Origin of the sequence: Flavobacterium gelidicaeli (assembly GCF_013294005.1) — a bacterium.
GTDB lineage: Bacteria > Bacteroidota > Bacteroidia > Flavobacteriales > Flavobacteriaceae > Flavobacterium.
Genome location: NZ_JABSNK010000005.1, coordinates 1 through 20,925, shown reverse-complemented (window position 1 = coordinate 20,925; position 20,925 = coordinate 1). Strand labels below are relative to the sequence as shown.

The following is a 20,925-nucleotide window of genomic DNA, read 5'->3' as shown; positions in this document are numbered from 1 at the left end:
CTTTTTATGCTATTGTTATTTTCTAAAGTTCATAAACTACGATTCCGCTTCTAAACTTAGGTTCAATATACGTACTTTTTGGTGGCATAATCAAATTATTATCTGCCAGAGCCTTTATTTCATTAATATTAGAAGGGAATAGAGTGAATGCTACTTCAAAATCGCCTTCGTCAATTTGCTTTTTTAATTCTAGAATAGATTGTTTACCAGAGACATACTCAATGCGCTCGTCATTACGCAAATCTTTTATTGCTAAAAGAGGTAACAAAACCATATTGTAAATTATTTGTGTGTCCAGGCTTTCTAGAGCGTCAGCAGTATTTTTAATTTCGTTTTTAAGTTTTAAACTATAAAACTCATCATCAAGATACATCCCAAATTCATGTTTTGCAGCAGGTTGATACGGCTGTTGGTATTTATTTTCGACAATAAAATTTGTATTTAATGCGGTAATAAAATCCAGTTTGCTTAATCCATTTAAATCTTTAACTAAACGATTGAACTCGTAGATTTTAATGTTGTTTTCAGAAATTAAATAACTCAATAGATGTGCTTTGTTGTCATCATTTGGATTTTCTTCGGATAATAATCGCGCTGCTTCAGTACGATGGTGTCCATCAGCAATGTAAAGCGAGTCAATCTTAGAAAAAATAGTTTGAATCCAGTTGATTTCTAACGAATCATCTATTTTCCATAAATAATTAATCTCTTTTTTTGTAGTCGAAAATTCAAGATCAGCTAATTTTTGCGTTTGATTATAAATCCATTCCTCAATTTGTTTATTATCCGGATAAGTCATTAAAACGGGCTCCGTATTAAACGCTGAATATTTCATGTACTCTTTGAGTAATCGCACTCTAAAAGCCAAGGTTTCTTCGTGTTTTTTAATTTTATTATTGCGGTAATCGTCAATATTAGCGCCTACAATTATTCCGGTAAAAGATTGTGTTTTAGTTACAATTTTATGAATGTATATTGCGGGTTTTTTATCCTTTACTAATATATTTTCAGTTTTAAAATCTTGGTATTTTTGATGGACTTGTCGGTATCTTTTTTCAAAAGTAACCGTTTCTTGATTGTTATACGCTGGTTTTATAACATGTAAAAAAGACAATGGATTAAAATCTAATTGTGCTGCCAGCTCTGCAGTGACATACTCTTCATAAGAACGACAAGTTACTAAGCATACCTTATCACGAGTAGGACGAACGGCTTTAAAAGGAATTATTTTTGCCATAATGGGTCAAGAATAAAAGTCCAAAAGTAGTAGGAGACTTAAATTAAGTCAGACTACTTTTGGACATTTTAAACTATATAAATTGTTTAGAAACTTTTTCCGCTTTTTTGCTTTCGGCGTAGTCATAAAAACCTTCACCAGATTTCACTCCTAATTTTCCTGCACGTACCATATTTACTAATAATGGGCAAGGGGCATATTTTGGATTTTTGAAACCATCATACATTACATTCAAGATAGCTAAACATACGTCTAGACCAATGAAATCAGCAAGTTGTAAAGGTCCCATTGGGTGTCCCATTCCTAATTTCATAACCGTGTCTATTTCATAAACTCCAGCTACTTTATTGTATAATGTTTCAATCGCTTCATTGATCATTGGCATCAATATTCTATTAGCCACAAAACCAGGATAATCGTTGACTTCAACAGGAGTTTTTCCTAATTTTTCGGATAAAGACATGATATTTTTAGTTACTTCATCGCTTGTATTGTATCCACGAATGATTTCGACTAATTTCATGATGGGCACCGGATTCATAAAATGCATTCCAATAACGCGTTCAGGATGTGTAACTACTGCACCAATTTGAGTTATTGAAATAGAAGATGTATTTGTTGCTAAAATAGTATTGTGAGCACAAGCTTCATTTAATTGCTTAAAAATCTCCAGTTTTAATGCTACATTTTCAGTAGCCGCTTCAACAACTAAATCAGCACCTACAACACCATCTTTGATATCAGTGTAAGTGATAATATTAGTTATTGTTTTTGCTTTATCTTCTTGAGAAATAGTTCCTTTTGTAACCATTCTGTCAAGGTTTGCGGCAATAGTTGCCATTCCTTTATCTAATGATTTCTCTGAAACATCGATTAGTTTTACGGTAAAACCGCTTTGTGCAAACGTATGAGCAATTCCGTTACCCATTGTTCCTGCACCTATTACTGCTATTATTTTCATTTAAAGTATGTTTAATTTTAAAGTTTTCTCGTTTAACTTTTAAATCCGAATTGTATTTTTATTTATCAAAACAATCAATAATTTGGTAGGCTACTTTTAAAGCGGCTGTTGCTTGTTCTAAAGTCACCACTGGCGTTGTGTTGTTTGTAATTGCATCTGCAAAAGTTTCTAATTCATCTAGTATTGCATTGTTTTGCTCTACATCAGGATTAGAAAAATAGATTTGTTTTTTGACTCCTTCTGCATTTTGTAAAATCATATCAAAATCACCAGGTACTTCAGGTGCATCTTTCATTTTTACAACTTCACATTTTTTCTCTAAGAAGTCAACAGAGATGTAGGCATCTTTTTGAAAGAAACGTGTTTTTCGCATGTTTTTCATTGAAATTCTGCTTGCTGTTAAATTAGCAACACAACCATTTTCAAATTCGATACGAGCATTTGCAATATCGGGCGTATCACTTATTACCGAAACTCCGCTGGCGCTAATATTTTTTACTTTTGACTTTACTACACTCAAAATCACATCAATATCGTGAATCATTAAATCCAATACAACTGGTACATCAGTACCACGGGGATTAAATTCAGCCAAACGATGTGTTTCAATAAACATTGGGTTTTCAATCATGCCTTTTGTAGCAATGAAGGCAGGGTTAAAACGCTCTACGTGTCCTACTTGTCCTTTAACGTTATACTCATTAGCTAGCGCAATAATTTCATCAGCTTCCTCAATAGTATTCGAAATGGGTTTTTCAATAAAAACATGTTTCCCTGATTTGATGGCTACTTTAGCACATTTATAATGCGATAATGTAGGAGTAACAATGTCGATAACATCAACAGCATGAATAAGTGAGGCTATTGTACTAAAGTGTTTGTAACCAAATTCTTTAGATATTTTATCGGCATTTTCTTGATTAGGGTCGTAAAAACCAACTAATTCATATTTTTCAGATTGTTGTAATAGTCGTAAATGTATTTTTCCTAAGTGACCAGCACCTAATACTCCAATTTTCAGCATAATGATGTAATTTGTACAAAAATAGGAATTAATACTAACAATAAATAAGGAATTATTACAATTATTAGTGGAAATTTCGATTCATAGAACAACAGAAATTATAATTAAAAAAGAGCACAATGCAATCATTTCTAAATAATATTTAGGTTTGTCAATTTTTAGCAATAGTAGATTATATTTAAATTTCGTGATTTTAAGATTCACTAATAATTTTACTAAAATGAGAGGCACTTATGGTAAAGCCTTCTTTTAAGTAAAGTGTATGAGCTTCTGTTCTAAAGGAGCCACTATCAAGGTGTACTGCTTTACAATTGTTTTTGACTGCAATAGTGTAAACGTGATTTTAATAGTAACTCTTTTTTCTTGTTTTAAAAGTATAAGAAAAATTTAAAACAGCTCCGTACTGCACTAATAAATTATAATTTTAAAATACTAAACTGAGGTTAAGTATGTTTATAAACAAAAAAAATGCTCGATAAAATCGAGCATAAGTTTTTTTATATTTAATAGCACTTGCTACTGAAGTTATTTAATCTACAATAATAGCGCTTTTTGCTATGGTACCTTTAGATAAATCAACAGTATAGTGGGATTGACTTTTCCAAACATAATCTGTACCAACTTGTTCAAAAACTTCAAAATAGTAAGTTTGAGCAATTTTATTTGTGATTAATGCAGTCAAATCAAAAAATGAAAATCCGTTTGCGTCAGTTGTAACCTCCATTATTGTAGGTGGTAAACTTGCTCCATTTATAGGTTGTGTATCAAACATTACAATTTTATAACCTGATTTTACAGCTCCCGTTATTGTAATTGCTGTTAGGCTTACTTCGGTATTTGCATTTGTACCTGGTTCTAAAGTTGTCTCAGGAGAGTAAGCTTCGGGTGAATTTGTGTCATCTTGTTTTGAACAAGAAAAGAAGAATATCGTTATAAATACTAGTAATATGGTTTTAATAAAATTTAGTTTCATTTTATTTTTTGTTGCTGGTTTATAAATGACTTTTGGCTATAATTTGATAAGACAAATAACCAATTAAAAAATTACTTTAACAATACCTAATGTAACGTTTTTAAAAATAAACTATTATGAACCAACAACAATAGTTCTAAAAGTAAGATTAACGCGAGGCTTAGTAATCAGTTTAGTAGGAGGCAGGCGATGTAACCAGTGGCTTTGTGTTTGATCTTTCATGACGAGTAAACTTCCGTTTTGTAAGACTCTAGTTATTGTTTCTTTTGTTGTTTTGTGTTTAAAAGCAAATTTTCTTTCAGCACCAAAACTTAACGAAGCAATTGCACCATTTTTTTTTAGATCTTTCTCGGCGTCACTGTGCCAAGCCATACCTTCATTACCATCATGATATAAATTGAGTAGGCATGAATTATAAGTTTCACCCGTTTTATCTTCGGCTATTTTTTTTAATTCTATTAATTCCTTTGTCCACGGCAAGGCTTGTTTTGTGGTGTTTGAATAAGTGTATTTAAACGGAATATCACCATACCAAGCTACTTTTCGTTTGGTAATAATTAGTTTGCCAAAGATAATTGCTTCATCATTTTTCCAATCAATAGTTTCGAGTAAGGCTTTCAAATATTCATTTGCCTTTGCCACTGTCATTAATGTGCCGTAATAATTTACGGTGCCATCATGTGGTAATAAATTGATGTCTTGATCCGGTTGGGTACTGAATAAATCCATTATGCTTGTTCGTTTTTAAAAATCAAAGTTCGGAAAATGTTTTGAATTTTTAGGAGCTGTAGTTGCAATTTTATTTCTTTTTAAACGCGATTTGCGTGAGGGGGTGTAGTGAAAATCCTCCCGTTTTTTCGGGAGATTGTAGCGAAAAACCCGACCTGTAAGGGCACGCCCAAATACTAAGATAAAAGAGGTAGTAAAATTAAATATAATCGTTAATTATACGTTAAATAACTGCAAAAAATGCAGAATAGCCTAGCTTAAATTTATTTTTGAGATTGATTAATCATTAATAACCAATAAATGAGAAAAATATTCATTTTGACGACTTTGGCTGGATTTTTATTTGTGCCAAACATAACAGTTGCCCAAAAAGAGTGGCATAAACGCGAGAAAAAGAACAAAAAAACAGAAGTAGTTGCTCCTGCAGAAAAAAAACCTGAGACCACAATTAAGGAATACAGCAAGGTGATTACTAAGGATGCAATCTCTGATCCGGGTTTGTTTACGGTGCATAAAGTTGATAAAAAATACTTTTTTGAGATCCCAAATGCACTACTTGATAAAGACATGTTGCTGGTAAGTAGGCTGTCTAAACTACCATCTAATTTAGGTGGAGGTTATGTAAATGCGGGTTCAGAAACGAATGAGCAATTGATTGTTTGGCAGCGTTTTCAAGATAAGATTTTAATAAAAATAAAGTCCTATGCCGCTGTTGCAAATGATAGTTTGCCTATTAGCATTTCGGTAAAGAACAACAATTACGAGCCTACATTATTTGCTTTTGATATTGTGGCTTTTAGTAAAGATTCCTTGAATACAGTAATTGATGTGACTAAGTTTTACAGTACTGATGTTAAATCAATCAGCGGAATTTCGGCAAATATGCGGGAATCTTACAAGGTCAAAGGTTTAGATGAATCACGTAGTTTTATCAATACCATGCGTAGTTTTCCTATGAATATTGAAGTGATTCAAGATTTTACTTACAATGCGGCCAAACCACCTGTTTTACAAGACTCAGAAACGATAAGTGTGCAAATGAATCAATCGATGATTTTATTGCCCGAAAAATTAATGCAACCACGATTAGCTGATCCTAGGGTAGGCTGGTTTACAATGAGTCAGTACGATTATAATAGTGAAGAACTAAAATCAGATAACAAAACGTACATTCGCCGATGGAGGTTAGAGCCTAAAGATCCTATCGCTTACGCAAAAGGGGAGCTGGTAGAGCCAATCAAGCCAATTGTTTATTACATTGATCCTGCAACGCCTGAAAAACTACGAAAATACATCAAAGCAGGAATTGAAGAATGGCAAAAGCCATTTGAAACAGCAGGTTTTAAAAATGCTATTATAGCTAAAGATCCTCCTACTAAAGAGGAAGATCCTGATTTTAGCCCTGAAGATATGCGTTACTCTGTTGTAAGATATGTGGCAAGTACTACTCGAAATGCAGTTGGACCAAGTATCTCTGACCCAAGAACAGGTGAAATTATAGAAAGTGATATTATCTGGTACCACAACCACTTACGTTCGTATAGAAATCGTTACTTATTAGAAACTGGAGCAGCAAACCCAAGTGCAAGAACGTTAAATACCAGTGAGGAAGAAATGGGCGAAATGATGCGTTTTGTGATAGCTCATGAAGTAGGACACGCGCTTGGTTTTCCGCACAATATGGGTGCAAGTTGCGCTTATGATGTGGAGAGTTATAGAGATGGCGAATTCACGCAAAAAAACGGAATAGCAGCTAGTTTAATGGATTATGCTCGTTTTAATTATATTGCCCAGCCAGGTGACAAAGGTGTGCGATTTATTCGCCAGATGGGACCTTACGACCATTATGCTGTTAATTGGGGATATCGTATGATTCCTGATGTTACATCTCCAGAAGCTGAAGTAGCAACACTTGATCAATGGATTCTAGAAAAAGCGGGTGATCCAATTTATAAATACGGAAAACAAAGCAGCAGTTTTGATCCTAGTTCACAAACGGAAGACATAGGAAGTAATTCGATGAAAGCGAGTACTTACGGTTTGAAAAACTTGCGCTACGTAGGAGAACATTTATCAGAATGGACGAGTGATGCAACCAATAATTATGAAGATTTAAGCGAATTGTATGGGGAGTTTTTAAGTGTATGGAGCCGTTATATAGGTCATGTTGTGACTAATATAGGTGGGGTACATGAAGATACTAAAAAGCCAAACCAAAAAGGAGCTGTTTATTCAGTAGTCCCTAAAGCGCAACAGCAAGAAGCAATGGCTTGGTTGCAAGAAAATGCTTTTGCATCACCTACCTGGTTAATCAACATGCAAACTTTACAGAATATTGATTATGCAGGATATACAGAACGTTTTAGGAGTTTACAAGCACGTCACTTAAATTCATTATTAAGTTTTGACCGTATTGGTCGCTTAATAGACGCAGAAGTTCAGGGGACGGCTAATTACAAAGCCTTAGATTTGTTTCGCGATATGCGTCAAGGAATTTGGAAAGAGGCTAGTGCTGTAGCAAATGTGACTATTTATCGTAGAAATTTACAAAGGGCTTACATAGAAAGAATGGCGTATTTAATGCAAGAAGAAATCAAATCAACAGGCAGGAGAGATGATTATTATAATGTGTCACAATCTGATGTGAGAGCTTTAGTTAGAGGAGAATTAAAAGCTTTGAAAACACAATTAGCAACCGCTAAAAAAGGAGCTTTGAATACTGAAACGCGTTACCATTATGATGATTGCATAGCACGTATTGCATTAGTATTAGATCCTAAATAAGCTGATGTATTATTGATAATACAGTTTTAGAATACAAAAAGTCCGCTCTAGAGCGGACTTTTTTATGTTTAGTAAAAATGTTATTTCTTTTTAACGACTGGCTTTTTAGTTACAGTTTCTAGCTTTTTGACTACTTTTAGTGGTTGTCTGTAAAGCTCTATTTCTTTTTTAGAAAGACGTTGCTGCAACCAGTTAGTAAGTTTTATGGTGTTTTGGTCATTTAAAGGTAGCTTACTTTTATAAATCAATACCGGAATGGTACTTGTGCTGTCAGTACTTTCATTAAAAGTATGATTAGAAACCGCAATGTTTTCTACCTCTGGAAATAAAATTCTTATTTCTCCAAGCAACGCTTTGTTATCGTATTTATTGGCTTGAATTTCTTTCTTAAGACTTAAAATGGCAACATCTTTTTCACTCAATACAGACTTGTTGTATTTTATTTCGTTTAATATATCCGTTTTTAAGTCGGTTGTATCTTGAAGTACAGTCAGTTTAGTATTTGGAATATTATACTCTTTTAACTTCTCATTAAAGCCTTTAATTTGTTTGTCGGTAAATTTTTTACTTAAAAAACCAAGCTCTAATTTTTTAGGACTTTCGGTAAATTTTGTTTTCTTATATAAAATGGCAATTCCTTTGTTAGAGAATTCATTTTCGATAAAAACATCTATTTGATGTTGGTAATTTTTTTGTTCGAATAATTGGTAAGCAAAATAGATGCTTGGCAATATCAAAATAGTGATTAACGTAGTAATAATGTATTTTACTTTCTTCTCATTTTTTTCCTCTAATTGTTTTTTCTTAGGGTATTTTAAGAAAGTAACAATGAAAAAGGTTGAAATACAAATGAATACACAATTGATAGAGTAGAGGTATATTGCCCCAAAAAAGAACTTCATACTTCCTATTGCAATACCGTATCCTGCTGTACACAGCGGAGGCATTAATGCAGTCGCAATAGCAACACCAGGAATTGGATTCCCTTTTTCGACTCTAGTAATTGCAATTGCCCCTACTAAACCACCTGAGAAAGCAATTAGAATATCATAGATATTAGGTGCTGTTCTAGATAGTAATTCAGGTTGCGTTTCCTTAAACGGACTAATATAAAAGTAAACTGCTGATACAACTAGACCAACTACGGTTGCTACTAAAAGGTTTTTTAAAGACTTTTTTAGCAAATCAAAATCAAAAATACCCAGTCCAAAACCAGCACCAATAATTGGTCCCATTAATGGAGAAATAAGCATCGCACCAATAATTACGGCTGTTGAGTTAACATTTAACCCAATAGAAGCAATAACAATAGCACACGCTAAAATCCAAAGGTTTGAACCTCTAAAGGAAATATTAGATGTTACATTTTCTAATACCCTGTATTTATCATCTTCTCCCGCGTTTAAGTTGATGTAATCAAGTAATTTATCAATTAGTGCTTTCAATTTTTTCCTGTTTTAAGGTACTTTTTAGTAGCATGAATCCTAAAAGACCAGCTACTAATGAAGATAATAAGATCACAAATTTAGCATTATTTATGATAGTTTGATCATCAAAAGCTAGTAGGGTAATAAAAATTGACATTGTAAACCCTATTCCACCTAAGAATCCAACACTAGCAATGGTTTTCCAGTTTAAATCAGCTGGCAGTTTACAAACACCTAATTTAACTGCTAAAAAGCTAAAGAAGAAAATACCTAGTGGTTTTCCTACTATTAATCCTAAAGCGATTCCGATGCTGTAATGCTGCGCTAATGTTTCTCCAATATCAGAACTAACAATTATTGCGGTATTTGCTAAAGCAAAAAGAGGCAAGATAAAGAAACCTACTGGCTTGTGTAAAGCTCTTTCTAATTGTGAAAAAATAGAGTCTTTTTCACCATTGCAAAACGGAATTGTAAAGGCAAGTAATACTCCTGTAATTGTAGCGTGAATACCTGAATGTAGCATAAACCACCACATAACAACTCCACCAAGTAGGTAAAGAGTTAAGCTACGTACTTTCATACGGTTCATTACAAGTAAACCAGCAAATACAGCTAATGCAATGAATAAATTCAACCATACGATTGTTTTTGTATAAAAAATAGCAATTACTAAGATCGCTCCTAAATCATCAATTACAGCTAGAGCGGTTAAGAATATTTTTAAAGAAAGTGGCACACGATTTCCTAAAAGGGATAAAATTCCTAATGCAAAAGCAATATCTGTAGCCATAGGAATTCCGGCTCCTGAATGGGTAACAGTACCGTAATTAAACAGTAAATACAATCCTGCAGGAATAAACATTCCGCCTATTGCTGCAAATATTGGTAATAAAGCATCTTTAATATTTGATAATTCTCCGTTATTAATCTCCCTTTTTAATTCAAGACCTATCAATAAAAAGAAAATAGTCATTAAACCATCATTAATCCAATACTCAAGGCTTTCTCCTGCAAATTTGCTGTGCCAAGTGTGTAAATACTGGTTCCCAAATATAGAATTTGCCATGATTAATGATACTAAAGTACATGCGATTAAGATTAATCCAGTTGCTTTTTCATTATCAAAAAATTCTTTAAATAAGTCTCCATTGTAAATTTTCTTAATGGTCTTCTTCATTTTTCTTTTCATGTGCACGGTCTTTATGTATTTATTTTTGACAGATGATGTCAATTAGTATTAGGTTATGCGGGATAATTACCCGATTTACAAAAATAGGCAAATTGTTAGTAAACCACCCGTAGTTATTCATAAATATTAACCAATTTTTGGCTTTTTTATATAACAATAGCACAACAGAAATTTTGTTTTATTGAATTTTCATCAAGTTTAACTCTAATTTTTCTGTTGTGCTATATTAAAAACCAAATAAATAATTAGTGCTTAATGTATTAGGTTTTTATTTGTATGTTTTATTATTTTTCTTGTAATTCTTTTACAATTTCATACGATTTTAAGCGGGCATCATGATCATAAATGTGGGATACAATCATCAATTCATCTACTTGGGTATCGTTTACAAAGTTTGATAAAGCCTCTTTTATTTCAGTAGGGCTTCCCACAAAAGAATATTCTAAAAACTGTTGCATCACTTGTTTAGCTTCGTCAATAACTTTAAAATTAGGATCTGCGGGCTGTAATGGTTGGCGGTTGTTTGTTAGAATTCCCAAGAAAATTTTTTCCATTGAGGTGGCTAGAATTCTAGCTTCTTCATTTGTTTCAGCCGCAGTTACGTTAACGCAAGCAATAACGTAGGGTTCTTTTAAATGTACTGAAGGCTTAAAATTATTTCTATAGATAGACAATGCTTGTTTTAATTGTTGCGGAGCAAAATGACTAGCAAACGCATATGGAAGTCCCATTGCTGCAGCAAGTTTAGCACTATCAGTACTAGAACCTAAAATCCAAATAGGAATATCTAATCCCTCTCCTGGAATTGCTCGTACAGCCGCATGGCTATTTTCTGCTGAAAGGTATTCTTGAAGTTCTTGAACCGTTTTTGGGAATTCATAAGCAGCTTGATCGTTTCGCTGCAATGCTCTAGAGGTCAATTGGTCTGTTCCAGGTGCTCTTCCTACTCCTAAATCAATTCTTCCAGGAAATAATGTGGCTAAGGTGCCAAATTGTTCTGCGATCATTAACGGGGAGTGATTAGGCAACATGATTCCACCAGAACCTACTCTGATTTTTTTAGTATTTTCGGCTACATGAGCGATTAAAATACTCGTTGCTGAACTGGCAATGTGCGGCATGTTGTGGTGTTCAGCTAACCAGAAACGGTGGTAATCTAACGACTCTGCTTTTTGTGCTAAACTCACACTATTTTTAAAAGATTGTGCTGGTGTTTTACCTGCAAGAACTACAGCTAAATCTAATATGGATAATGGGATTGTATTGAAATTATTTTTCATATTTGTATGTTCTAAAGACTATGCTAACTACTATTTACGGCCAGTCTGTGTTACTTTAAGAGTTCCTTTTTTAGAGAATGAAAAAAGAATTTATGTAGTAGTACAAAGATACATAAAGGCTGCTTTTATTGGGTTGTTAGAACCCTAATTGTTTGTTAATAAGCGGCAGTTTTGAAATAGGAAAACAAACTATTTTAAACCTACAAGAGGTAGTTTAGAATAGTGTAAATTATATTTATTTTAAATTTATTACCATACTTAATCCGCCTTGTTTGCCATTGTAAAAAGGAACAATCATGGTTGTGTTGTTGTTAGTAGTAGTGGTATTTATTTCGGGATTTTTATTTTTTTTGTTTAATAGAGGGAAGGTCCAATAAGCGATTTTAGTACTTAGAATTCCTATTCCAGCACCCATGGCTACATCTGTCAGCCAGTGACGATCGTTGTAAATTCTGAAAATACCCGTACCTGAAGCTACAATGTACCCTGAAATTCCGTACCAGATAGAAACATCTTTGTACTCTTGCCATAAAAACTCCGCTCCTGCAAAGGCGGTTGCCGTGTGACCAGATGGAAAAGAGTTTTTACTGCTTCCGTCAGGACGTTCAATTTTTGTGGAAGATTTTAAAATTAATACCGTAGCCGACATTAGTAAAAATGAAGAACCTAGGATAATACTTCGGTCTTTTAAATTGTGTTTTCCTTTAATTCCCATTGCATTCAAGCCATAAACAGCTGCTGCAGGAGCGTATTGTGAAAAGTCATCAATAGATATTTTGCGATCTATATTCTCAACCACTTCTTCACTGATTTCGCTATTAACCCCTTTAATATAGTCACTTTCTATCCCAATAAGTCCATAAGACATAAGTGCGACAGGAACAATAAGTTGCTTGTAGCTGAAATTACTTTTTTTAGAAATAGCAACGTTTACAGTGTCTTTTTCTACTTGCATTTGTGCGTGGATCGTATTTATAAAAATAAGATTTAGCAATAGTACTACAACATTTTTTATACGAATCATTTTATTTTTATTTGAAATTAATAGGTTTAAAAGACAGCTAATTATGCTTTAATTATTCATTTTAAAATAGGGATAAAAGTAGCTGATTATGTAATTCAAATAGTGTCATTATTCTTAAGGCTTGATTAAGATTAGTAATGACTTTTTAGAATTTTCAATGTTGGTTAAAGAAATGAAGAATAGTTTTTTTTGGCTGTAGCCAAAGCTCTTTTTTTGTAGTAAAATATTATTTTGTCTTATTAATAAAAACTTTAGAACCAGGCTGAAATGCTACAATTAAGCAGCTTATATTTAAAATTTCTATTGCCTTATTGAACAATTCAATTTAAGGCTTCCTGTTTTTTAGTTTTCAATTTGTATTTTTGGCTTATATTAAAACAACCAGAAATATTCTGACTATGAAAATTGTAATATCACCGGCTAAGTCTTTAAATTTTGATAAAGAATTGCCTACCACTAAATATACGGAGTCTTTGTTTTTGAAAGAATCCAGACAAATCCAGAAGGTTTTGAAGAAAGAATCTCCAAAACAATTGTCTGAATTAATGCATATATCTGATAAGTTAGCTGACTTAAACTGGCAACGTAATCAAGACTGGAAAACGCCTTTTACTACTGAAAATGCACGTCCTGCAATTTATACTTTTGATGGAGATGTTTATACTGGTTTAGATGCATATTCTATTCCTTCCAATAAAATTGATTTACTACAAGATCAATTACGAATTTTATCGGGTTTGTACGGTGTTTTAAAACCTTTGGATTTAATCCAAGCTTACCGTTTAGAAATGGGAACCAAATTGCCTATTGATGAAGCAGCAAATTTATATGAGTTTTGGAAAAAAACAATTACTAATAGCTTAAACAAAGAGTTGGAAGATGACGAGCTGTTTGTAAATCTTGCAAGTAATGAATATTTTTCGGCAGTAGATGTAAAAGCACTAAAAGTTCCTGTAATTACACCTGATTTTAAAGATTATAAGGATGGAAAACTTAAAATAATTAGTTTCTATGCAAAAAAAGCACGCGGAATGATGGTGCGATATATTATTGATACAAATGCTAAAACTATTGATGACTTAAAAGGATTTAACTATGATGGTTATCAATTTGATGCTAATCTTTCTAAGGGAAATCATATTGTCTTCACACGATAATGTAGGGTTTTCGATAAAAAAAATAAAAAACTATTATAAATAAAAACTTCGCTAAGAACACTCTATTAAAGAATGTTTTTAGCGAAGTTTTTTTATGAATTTAAGCTATTTAATTAATGCATGGCATCAGCAGGGTCGATTTTATTTTTTCCTTTTTTGATTAAAAAGATAATAGGAATACAAAATAAGAACATAATTCCTAAATAATAAAAAATGTCCATATATGATAAAACGGCACTTTGTTTCATTACAGTATAATCAATTGCTTGGTATGCTTTTTTCAAAGCTTCATTAGCAGTGTATCCTTTAGACATGAATCCTTTTTGCAACAAGTTCAAACGTTCTTGAATTTGGTATCTTGTACCGTCAAGGTGAGCAACTAGATCTACACGATGTTTTTGATTAAAACGGGTGATAAATGTGGTGATAATTGCAATACCAAATGAACCTCCTAATTGACGCATCATTCCAGTGAAAGCAGCACCTTCACCAATATTTTGACCAGAAAGTGTTGATAATGCTAAGGTTGAAATAGGTACAAATAATAGTCCCAGTCCAATTCCTCTTAATATTAATGACCAATATAAATGTTCAACACCAGTATCAGGTGTCATGGCATTGTGCATCATCAAAGTAAAGAGAAAAAACACAAAAAAACCACCACCAACCATATACCCTTGTGGTACACCACGCTGAATCAATTTACCTATGATAGGCATCATGAACGCAGTTGTTATTGATCCTGGGATTAATAATAAACCAGCATCTGTTGCAGTCCATCCTAAAATGGATTGTGTATAAATAGGTATAATTAAGGTAGAACCGTAGAGACCAAATCCTAAGATGAAACTCATTAAAGTTCCTATTCTTAAATTACCATCTTTAAGAACGCTTAAATTTACAATAGGGTGCTTATAGGTTAACTGTCTCCAGATGAATAATATTAATCCAAAAACCGATACCACACTTAGTGCGACAATCAAATTATTATTGAACCAGTCGTCTTGTTGCCCGTGTTCTAGAACAAATTGTAAAGAACCAATGAATGAAGCTAACAATATAATACCGTACCAATCTACTTGATTTGATTTTAGTTTTTCACCATATTTAGGACTTTTTACAAAGCTTAATGTTAAAAGTGTAGCTATAATTCCTAGAGGAATGTTGATATAAAAAATATACGGCCATGAAAAATGATCTACTAAATAACCTCCTAATGGTGGTCCTAATGTAGGCCCAACAATAACCCCCATACCGTAAATAGCCTGTGCCATTCCACGTTTTGCCATGGGATAACTTTCGGTGATTATGGTTTGTGCGGTTACAAGTAATGCTCCTCCACCTAGACCTTGTATGAACCTAAATGCTACTAGCTCCCAAATATTTGTTGCATTACCACATAAAAAAGAGGCAACGGTAAATATAATAATAGAAACCGCAAAATAATTACGTCGACCAAACTGTTGTGACAACCAGCTCGTCATAGGAATTACAATAACATTTGCTATAGCGTAGGCAGTAATTACCCAAGCAACATCTGTAAGTGTAGCCCCAAGACTTCCTCTCATATTTGTTAGCGCAACATTAACAATAGTGGTATCAACAATTTCTAGCAATGCACATAGTACAGCAGTAATTGTAATAATAACCCTTCTAAAGCCATATTCTACTAAATCGTCTTGTCCTTGTCCTTGTACCATTTTATTTTATATGTACATCAACATCCACATTCATACCTGGACGCAATAGTTTTATTTTTTCGATATCATTATCAGCATCAATGCTAATTTTTACGGGTAAACGTTGAATTGTTTTTACAAAGTTACCTGTAGCATTATCAGGAGGCAAAATAGAGAAACGTGATCCTGTTGCAGGTGAGAATGAAGTAAGTGTTCCTTTAAAGTCATAATCAGGGTAAGCATCTACTTTAATAGTTACTTTTTGACCTGTAACCATTTTATTCAATTGCGTTTCTTTAAAGTTAGCTACAACCCAAGCTTCAGTATTATTGATGATATAAAAAAGAGATTGCCCTGGTTGAACAAGTTGTCCTGGTTGGATATCAATTTTTGAAACCTGACCATCAATTGCAGCGGTAATTACTGTATATGTCAAATTCAATTGAGCAGTTTCAAGCATTGCTTGTGCTCTTTTAATATTTGCAGCAGCAACATCTGTTTGTTTGTTAGAAACGTTTCCTTTAGCTTTAATTACAGACGTTTGAAAAGAACTTGCTTTTTCTTGTTGTTGTAAAATACGTACTTGACTTTCTGCTTCTTGTTTAGCGGCTAAAGCTTGCTCATACTGTTGTTTAGTAATGGTATGCGTTTTATATAAGTTTTCATAACGAGCAAAATCACTAGTGGCACGACCCAGTCTAATTTTTGCAGTTTCGATATTTCCAGCTGCTGATCTTACATTTGCGTCAGATACAGATACAGAGGCTAAAATACTTCCTGCATCAGCTTTTGAAACTTGAAAATTTCCTTCGGCTGCAGCCAATGCCGCTGTTGCTTCGTCAATTTTTAATTGGTAATCCTTCTTGTCAATTGTAAACAAAGTATCTCCTTTTTTTACAAAATCATTGTCTTTGATATATACTTTAGACACATACCCTGATACTCTTGGGATAATTGGGTTCATGTTTTTTTCAACCTGAGCATCATCAGTAGTTTCGTGAGAAAGGGAGTGAATGTATTTGTAAGAACCATAAGCAACACCTAATAAAACTAGTGAAGTAATAATTATGATAAACTTTTTATTTGTTTTTTTCTTTTCCATTTTGGTACTGATTATATTTTTGAAAGATTGAAGGTTTGGTTTAATTGTCCGCTTACAGTAAGCAGTTCATAATATTTTTGAATAACATTTGCCTTTGACAATGTCTTATTAATTTTTGACTCTAATTGATCAACATCTGCTTCTAATAAATCATTAGTGTCAGATAATCCATTATCGTATTTGTCTTTAATAATTCGGTAGTTTTCTGATGCTTGTTCAACAGCTTGGTTGTACACAATGTCTTGCTTTAAAGCTAAGTCATAATCTTCAATTGATTTTTGAACTTGGATTTTGATCTGGTCCGTTAACAAAGCTTCATGATTTTTAACTTCTAATGCTTTGCTCTCTGCAATTTTTACTGTTGTACTGTTTTTAAGAATCCCACTTAAGTCATAAGATATTCCTACACCTATGTTCATCGCATTTTGAACTGTAATGACATTTTTAAGGTCTAAAGCAGTGTAACCACCTATGATTGCAATAGAAGGATAGTATCCGCTTTTAGCAACTTTAATGTAATCTAAACTTGCTTGTTGTTGTAAACGAACCGCTTCTAAATCCTTACGATTCTCAAATGCGCTAGCATCAGTAGTAGGGATGTTGTTCATTTGAAAGTCAGCAAAGTCACTTTCTTTGATTGTTAATTGGGTACTAGGATCCATTTTTAAAAGGTTCACTAATTCAAAATTAATCACGTTCAAATTACTTTTTGCATTATCTAATGAAAGTTGCACTTTAGAAGCTTGTAATTGCGATTTAAGTAAATCGTTACGCGGAATAATTCCGTTTTTTTCTAAAGCTAAAAAATCAGTAACACGTTGTTCAGCGCTTTTTTGATTTTCTTTTAATAATTCAACGGTTTTTTCTGCTTTATAAAGTGCAGCATAATAATTCACTACTTGCATCGCAATATCTTCCTTAGTTTGCAATGCGTTAGCACTTTCAGCTTCATATAAATGATGGTAAGCTTTAATGCTATTTTGAATTTTGAAACCAGCAAAGACAGGCAAACTAGCATTTACTTGACCTACTAATAATTGATTAATAGACGGACTACCAGCAGTTGTACTGCTTGCACTGTTATTTAATTTAAAATCTACAGATGCATTAGTTAAATATTGGTATTGCCCAGAAATTTTTAAATCTGGATAGCTACTATTTTTAACGGATTGTAACTCCTGTTTTTTAGTTTCTACTTTAGTATTGGCCAGCGAAACTTGGTTGCTTTTCTCCCAAGCTAAGTGAATGGCTTCATCTAATGTTAAACTTGTTTTCTCTTGTGCTTGTACTGAGGAAATTCCAATGAAGAAAATTCCAAAAAGCATGAATTGACTAACTTTCATATATAAGAAGTGCTTTGATTGTTTGTTGAATGTGTTTTGTCAGATTGGTTAATATGTAATTGTTGTATAATTCTTCGGTTGTTAGGTTTAATATTTCAACAAAATATTCTTTATTCATATGAAAATGAAAAAAAGTACCTAAAATTGTTGGAGTTACTAATTGAATAGAAACCTCTTTATTAAAAGCGCCTTCTGCTTGTCCTTGCTTGATAATTATCTCTAAAGATTTAAGGTTACTTTTCTTTAAATCATTAAAGGCTTTGATGTTTAAATCACGCTTTTTAGTAGCAACTTCAAAATGTAATATTCTATAAATCCCTTTGTTGGCGTTTATTTGATGAATGTAAATTTCGATCAACTTATTTACCTTTTCAATAGGTTTCCCTTCCTGCGCTAATAAATTATCAATTAACAATTTTAAATTAGTCGTTCTAAAGATCACTAGTGATTCTAAGAGACGTTCTTTTGATCCAAAATAATACGATACCATGGCAATATTGATCTTAGCTGCCTTAGCTATCGTTCTAATAGAAGTACCATCAAACCCTTTCTCAGCAAATAGCGTTTCGGCTACTTGGAGAATATGAATTTGTTTGTCGGTAAAATCAGTTGTACTAGCCATCATATTTTATTTACAGTGCAAAATTAAACAACTGTTTAATTTAAACGCTTGTTTAATTTTCCTTTAACAAAAAATTAACATAAATAGTATTTGGGTTTTTGATGTTAATTTCCTGTTAGGCATGGTTTGATCTAAAAATATCACGTTAAAAGTTTAATCTTTCAATAAATACTTAAGCAGATTGTTAAAAAGGATTATTGTTGTATCAGCCTGTAATGTAGTGCTTAAGTATTTTAATTAAGTAAATGATTTTGTGGTTATTTTTTTGGCTAAGCCAAAGAAATACTTAATCCTAGTATGTTTTACTATCCTTATTATTAAAATGATCTTCAATATTAAATAAATGCTAATTAACTGTAAATTTATGAACGTTCATTCTTTTTTAAATATATTTGTATTCTAAAAATAACAAGAAAATGAATAGTAAAGCAGTGGTGTTTTGGAAAGTAATCAAAATAGTGATGGCAATTTTTATGATTTACGGCGGAGTGCAACATTTTACAAATACCGCATTTTATAGTCCGTTTGTACCTGATTTTTTGACTTTTAAAGTTGCAATAATTTATATTTCTGGAATAATCGAAATTGCCATTGGTTTAATGTTATTATTCAAACAATCAGAAGGTATGGGGGCGCTAGGGTTATTAATTTTAATGCTTGTTTTTTTACCCATACATGTTTGGGATGTTTTTTCAGATGCTCCTGCAATAGGAAGTCATCAAGCAGCATTAATTCGTTTACCAATACAATTTATTTTCATTGGAATAAGTTGGAAACTGAAATCAATTTATTATAAATAAGCATTAATTATGGCATTGCTACAAAAAAGTAAAGACAAACGTACTGCACTCTTGAAGGCAACTTTAGGCTTGGTCAATAATGGCGGAATCCAAAGTGCATCAATGGCAAAAGTGGCTAAAATAGCTAATGTTTCGCCTGCAACAATTTATCTCTATTTTGAAAGCAAGCAAGATTTAGTGAATCAATTGTATTTAGATGTAAAAACTACTTTTGCTAAAGCAGCTTTTAAAGAATATAAACCAGAAAATCCAGTTAAGGAAAGCTTTGAAAAGATATGGTTAGCCATGGCTGATTATAAACTGAACTATAAAGAAGACGCTTCCTTTTTATCACAATGCGATAACACGCCCATGATTGATGAAGTAACAAGGCAAAAAGGCTTGAAAGAGATGGTACCGCTTTTTGATTTGTGGGAACAAGGAAAAAAATACGGAATCATAAAGAATATTTCTCCGTATTTGCTGTATGCCTACACGGTTTATCCCATGTCTTTTTTAATGAATATGGAAAGTAGAGGGGTTTGCCCTTTGGATAGAGAAATTATAAATGAAGCGCTACAAGCCGCTTGGGACAGTATCCGATTAAATGCTTGATTTATAAAACAACAAACAGAGCAGCGATTTTAGAATTAGAATAGAGATTAGAATAACAAATCAAAACATAAATAAAAAGAACAATGGAATTATTAGACAAATTAAGATGGCGTTATGCTGCAAAAGCAATGAACGGACAAAAAGTGGCACAAGAGAAAGTAGATAACATTCTTGAAGCCGCAATTTTAGCTCCTACATCTAGCGGATTGCAACCTTTTGAAATTATGGTAGTAACCAATCAAGAGATTAAAGAAAAAATTAGAGCTATTGGATGGAATCAATCAGTGATTACTGACTGTTCACATCTATTAGTATTTGCTGCTTGGGATACTTACACTGCAGAACGCATCAATACCATGTTTGATCTTACAAATGAACAACGTGGTGGAACAAATGAAGGATGGGAAAATTACCGTCAAATGTTATTGAGTACCTATCCACAAAGAGATCCGCAAGTTAATTTTGAACATGCAGCAAGACAAGCATATATTGCTTTTTCTCAAGCAATAGCAGCTGCAGCTTTTGAAGCAGTTGATAGCACACCAATGGAAGGTTTTGATCCTGATGAATTAGACAAAATTTTAAACCTTAGAGAAAAAGGTCTTAGAAGTTGTGTTATTCTACCAATAGGTTACAGAGACGCTGAAAATGACTGGTTAGTGAACCTAGTTAAAGTAAGAAAAAGTAAAGAGGACATGATTACTCTTATTGATTAATAAAAAACTCTTTTTGACTGTCTGGGGTTCTTATTGTGGTTGTTTCTTAATTGAAAAGATTAATTTGATAGTCAATAAAGCATAGCATAAAGGTTAAAAGTAACAGTCTTACTAATTCTTTTCTTGAATTTATTTTAGATTAAGAAAAAGGATAGGCTGATAATTATTTGGAACAAATAAGTAATGAATCATTGTTGTCCGATAAAAAAAGAAGCCAAATTAATGGCTTCTTAAAATAATCGTAATTTAGAGTTGCAAAATTCAAATAACGATGGGTAAAAATA

The 20,925-nt window shown here is 32.7% G+C and carries 18 protein-coding genes; 5 read left to right on the top strand and 13 right to left on the bottom strand.

Annotated features, from left to right (window positions below; translation table 11 throughout):
- Positions 1-22: 22 nt before the first annotated feature.
- From HNP99_RS08815 to HNP99_RS08795, 5 genes are all read right to left on the bottom strand, one after another.
- Positions 23-1,237, bottom strand: a complete 1,215-nt coding sequence (locus HNP99_RS08815) for a DUF1015 domain-containing protein (protein ID WP_173853009.1) — start codon at positions 1,235-1,237, stop codon at positions 23-25.
- Between the two features lie 73 nt (positions 1,238-1,310).
- The gene (locus HNP99_RS08810; RefSeq protein ID WP_173853008.1) at positions 1,311-2,198 is read right to left on the bottom strand and encodes a 3-hydroxyacyl-CoA dehydrogenase family protein; all 888 of its coding nucleotides are present in this window, start codon (positions 2,196-2,198) and stop codon (positions 1,311-1,313) included.
- 58 nt (positions 2,199-2,256) lie between these two features.
- On the bottom strand, positions 2,257-3,222 hold the full coding sequence (locus HNP99_RS08805) for a Gfo/Idh/MocA family protein (protein ID WP_173853007.1): 966 nt from the start codon (positions 3,220-3,222) through the stop codon (positions 2,257-2,259).
- Between the two features lie 529 nt (positions 3,223-3,751).
- Positions 3,752-4,195: a hypothetical protein gene (locus HNP99_RS08800; RefSeq protein WP_173853006.1), complete on the bottom strand. Its 444-nt coding sequence runs from the start codon at positions 4,193-4,195 to the stop codon at positions 3,752-3,754.
- Between the two features lie 114 nt (positions 4,196-4,309).
- Entirely contained in the window at positions 4,310-4,924 is a 615-nt protein-coding gene (locus HNP99_RS08795; protein WP_173853005.1) for an alpha-ketoglutarate-dependent dioxygenase AlkB family protein, read from the bottom strand.
- Between the two features lie 300 nt (positions 4,925-5,224).
- Between HNP99_RS08795 and HNP99_RS08790 the strand changes: the two genes are divergently transcribed.
- The gene (locus HNP99_RS08790; protein ID WP_173853004.1) at positions 5,225-7,708 is read left to right on the top strand and encodes a zinc-dependent metalloprotease; all 2,484 of its coding nucleotides are present in this window, start codon (positions 5,225-5,227) and stop codon (positions 7,706-7,708) included.
- Between the two features lie 80 nt (positions 7,709-7,788).
- On the opposite strand, the gene HNP99_RS08785 is transcribed toward HNP99_RS08790, so the two are convergent.
- The 4 genes from HNP99_RS08785 to HNP99_RS08770 all read right to left on the bottom strand — a co-directional run bounded on the left by HNP99_RS08785 (position 7,789) and on the right by HNP99_RS08770 (position 12,628).
- The gene (locus tag HNP99_RS08785; RefSeq protein WP_217424407.1) at positions 7,789-9,153 is read right to left on the bottom strand and encodes a TIGR00341 family protein; all 1,365 of its coding nucleotides are present in this window, start codon (positions 9,151-9,153) and stop codon (positions 7,789-7,791) included.
- Positions 9,137-10,324 carry a Na+/H+ antiporter NhaA gene (gene nhaA, locus HNP99_RS08780; RefSeq protein ID WP_173853003.1) on the bottom strand — a complete coding sequence of 396 codons (1,188 nt, stop codon included), beginning with the start codon at positions 10,322-10,324 and terminating at the stop codon, positions 9,137-9,139. The genes HNP99_RS08785 and nhaA overlap by 17 nt, the downstream gene beginning before the upstream one ends.
- Positions 10,325-10,608: 284 nt before the next feature.
- Positions 10,609-11,604, bottom strand: a complete 996-nt coding sequence (locus HNP99_RS08775; protein ID WP_173853002.1) for an LLM class flavin-dependent oxidoreductase — start codon at positions 11,602-11,604, stop codon at positions 10,609-10,611.
- A 235-nt stretch (positions 11,605-11,839) separates the two neighbouring features.
- Positions 11,840-12,628: a phosphatase PAP2 family protein gene (locus HNP99_RS08770; protein WP_173853001.1), complete on the bottom strand. Its 789-nt coding sequence runs from the start codon at positions 12,626-12,628 to the stop codon at positions 11,840-11,842.
- Between the two features lie 398 nt (positions 12,629-13,026).
- Here HNP99_RS08770 and yaaA point away from each other — a divergent pair, with 398 nt between their 5' ends.
- Positions 13,027-13,785 carry a peroxide stress protein YaaA gene (gene yaaA / locus HNP99_RS08765; RefSeq protein ID WP_173853000.1) on the top strand — a complete coding sequence of 253 codons (759 nt, stop codon included), beginning with the start codon at positions 13,027-13,029 and terminating at the stop codon, positions 13,783-13,785.
- 113 nt (positions 13,786-13,898) lie between these two features.
- Here yaaA and HNP99_RS08760 read toward each other — a convergent pair whose 3' ends face one another.
- The 4 genes from HNP99_RS08760 to HNP99_RS08745 are packed head-to-tail and all read right to left on the bottom strand — an operon-like array spanning position 13,899 to position 18,531.
- The gene (locus HNP99_RS08760) at positions 13,899-15,485 is read right to left on the bottom strand and encodes an MDR family MFS transporter (RefSeq protein ID WP_173852999.1); all 1,587 of its coding nucleotides are present in this window, start codon (positions 15,483-15,485) and stop codon (positions 13,899-13,901) included.
- Position 15,486: 1 nt separating this feature from the next.
- Complete coding sequence (locus HNP99_RS08755; protein WP_173852998.1) at positions 15,487-16,566, bottom strand: HlyD family secretion protein; 1,080 nt, start codon at positions 16,564-16,566, stop codon at positions 15,487-15,489.
- 11 nt (positions 16,567-16,577) lie between these two features.
- Positions 16,578-17,909 (bottom strand): TolC family protein, encoded by a 1,332-nt coding sequence (locus tag HNP99_RS08750; protein WP_173852997.1) that lies wholly within the window; start codon positions 17,907-17,909, stop codon positions 16,578-16,580.
- The gene (locus HNP99_RS08745) at positions 17,899-18,531 is read right to left on the bottom strand and encodes a TetR/AcrR family transcriptional regulator (protein WP_173853317.1); all 633 of its coding nucleotides are present in this window, start codon (positions 18,529-18,531) and stop codon (positions 17,899-17,901) included. Before HNP99_RS08745 ends, HNP99_RS08750 begins: the two co-directional genes overlap by 11 nt.
- Before the next feature lie 416 nt (positions 18,532-18,947).
- On the opposite strand from HNP99_RS08745, the gene HNP99_RS08740 reads away from it, so the two are divergent.
- The 3 genes from HNP99_RS08740 (at position 18,948) to HNP99_RS08730 (ending at position 20,641) form a co-directional block, all read left to right on the top strand.
- Entirely contained in the window at positions 18,948-19,331 is a 384-nt protein-coding gene (locus tag HNP99_RS08740; protein WP_254596843.1) for a DoxX family protein, read from the top strand.
- A 9-nt stretch (positions 19,332-19,340) separates the two neighbouring features.
- Complete coding sequence (locus HNP99_RS08735; RefSeq protein ID WP_173852996.1) at positions 19,341-19,925, top strand: TetR/AcrR family transcriptional regulator; 585 nt, start codon at positions 19,341-19,343, stop codon at positions 19,923-19,925.
- 83 nt (positions 19,926-20,008) lie between these two features.
- Positions 20,009-20,641, top strand: coding sequence for a nitroreductase family protein (locus HNP99_RS08730; RefSeq protein WP_173852995.1), 633 nt, complete (start codon positions 20,009-20,011; stop codon positions 20,639-20,641).
- Positions 20,642-20,925 lie beyond the last annotated feature (284 nt).

Bases quoted from the DNA above. Each gene is read 5' to 3' on its own strand.
- HNP99_RS08815 (WP_173853009.1), bottom strand. From the start codon at position 1,237: ATGGCAAAAATAATTCCTTTTAAAGCCGTTCGTCCTACTCGTGATAAG.
- HNP99_RS08810 (WP_173853008.1), bottom strand. From the start codon at position 2,198: ATGAAAATAATAGCAGTAATAGGTGCAGGAACAATGGGTAACGGAATT.
- HNP99_RS08805 (WP_173853007.1), bottom strand. From the start codon at position 3,222: ATGCTGAAAATTGGAGTATTAGGTGCTGGTCACTTAGGAAAAATACAT.
- HNP99_RS08800 (WP_173853006.1), bottom strand. From the start codon at position 4,195: ATGAAACTAAATTTTATTAAAACCATATTACTAGTATTTATAACGATA.
- HNP99_RS08795 (WP_173853005.1), bottom strand. From the start codon at position 4,924: ATGGATTTATTCAGTACCCAACCGGATCAAGACATCAATTTATTACCA.
- HNP99_RS08790 (WP_173853004.1), top strand. From the start codon at position 5,225: ATGAGAAAAATATTCATTTTGACGACTTTGGCTGGATTTTTATTTGTG.
- nhaA (WP_173853003.1), bottom strand. From the start codon at position 10,324: ATGAAAAGAAAAATGAAGAAGACCATTAAGAAAATTTACAATGGAGAC.
- HNP99_RS08775 (WP_173853002.1), bottom strand. From the start codon at position 11,604: ATGAAAAATAATTTCAATACAATCCCATTATCCATATTAGATTTAGCT.
- HNP99_RS08770 (WP_173853001.1), bottom strand. From the start codon at position 12,628: ATGATTCGTATAAAAAATGTTGTAGTACTATTGCTAAATCTTATTTTT.
- yaaA (WP_173853000.1), top strand. From the start codon at position 13,027: ATGAAAATTGTAATATCACCGGCTAAGTCTTTAAATTTTGATAAAGAA.
- HNP99_RS08760 (WP_173852999.1), bottom strand. From the start codon at position 15,485: ATGGTACAAGGACAAGGACAAGACGATTTAGTAGAATATGGCTTTAGA.
- HNP99_RS08755 (WP_173852998.1), bottom strand. From the start codon at position 16,566: ATGGAAAAGAAAAAAACAAATAAAAAGTTTATCATAATTATTACTTCA.
- HNP99_RS08750 (WP_173852997.1), bottom strand. From the start codon at position 17,909: ATGAAAGTTAGTCAATTCATGCTTTTTGGAATTTTCTTCATTGGAATT.
- HNP99_RS08745 (WP_173853317.1), bottom strand. From the start codon at position 18,531: ATGGCTAGTACAACTGATTTTACCGACAAACAAATTCATATTCTCCAA.
- HNP99_RS08740 (WP_254596843.1), top strand. From the start codon at position 18,948: ATGAATAGTAAAGCAGTGGTGTTTTGGAAAGTAATCAAAATAGTGATG.
- HNP99_RS08735 (WP_173852996.1), top strand. From the start codon at position 19,341: ATGGCATTGCTACAAAAAAGTAAAGACAAACGTACTGCACTCTTGAAG.
- HNP99_RS08730 (WP_173852995.1), top strand. From the start codon at position 20,009: ATGGAATTATTAGACAAATTAAGATGGCGTTATGCTGCAAAAGCAATG.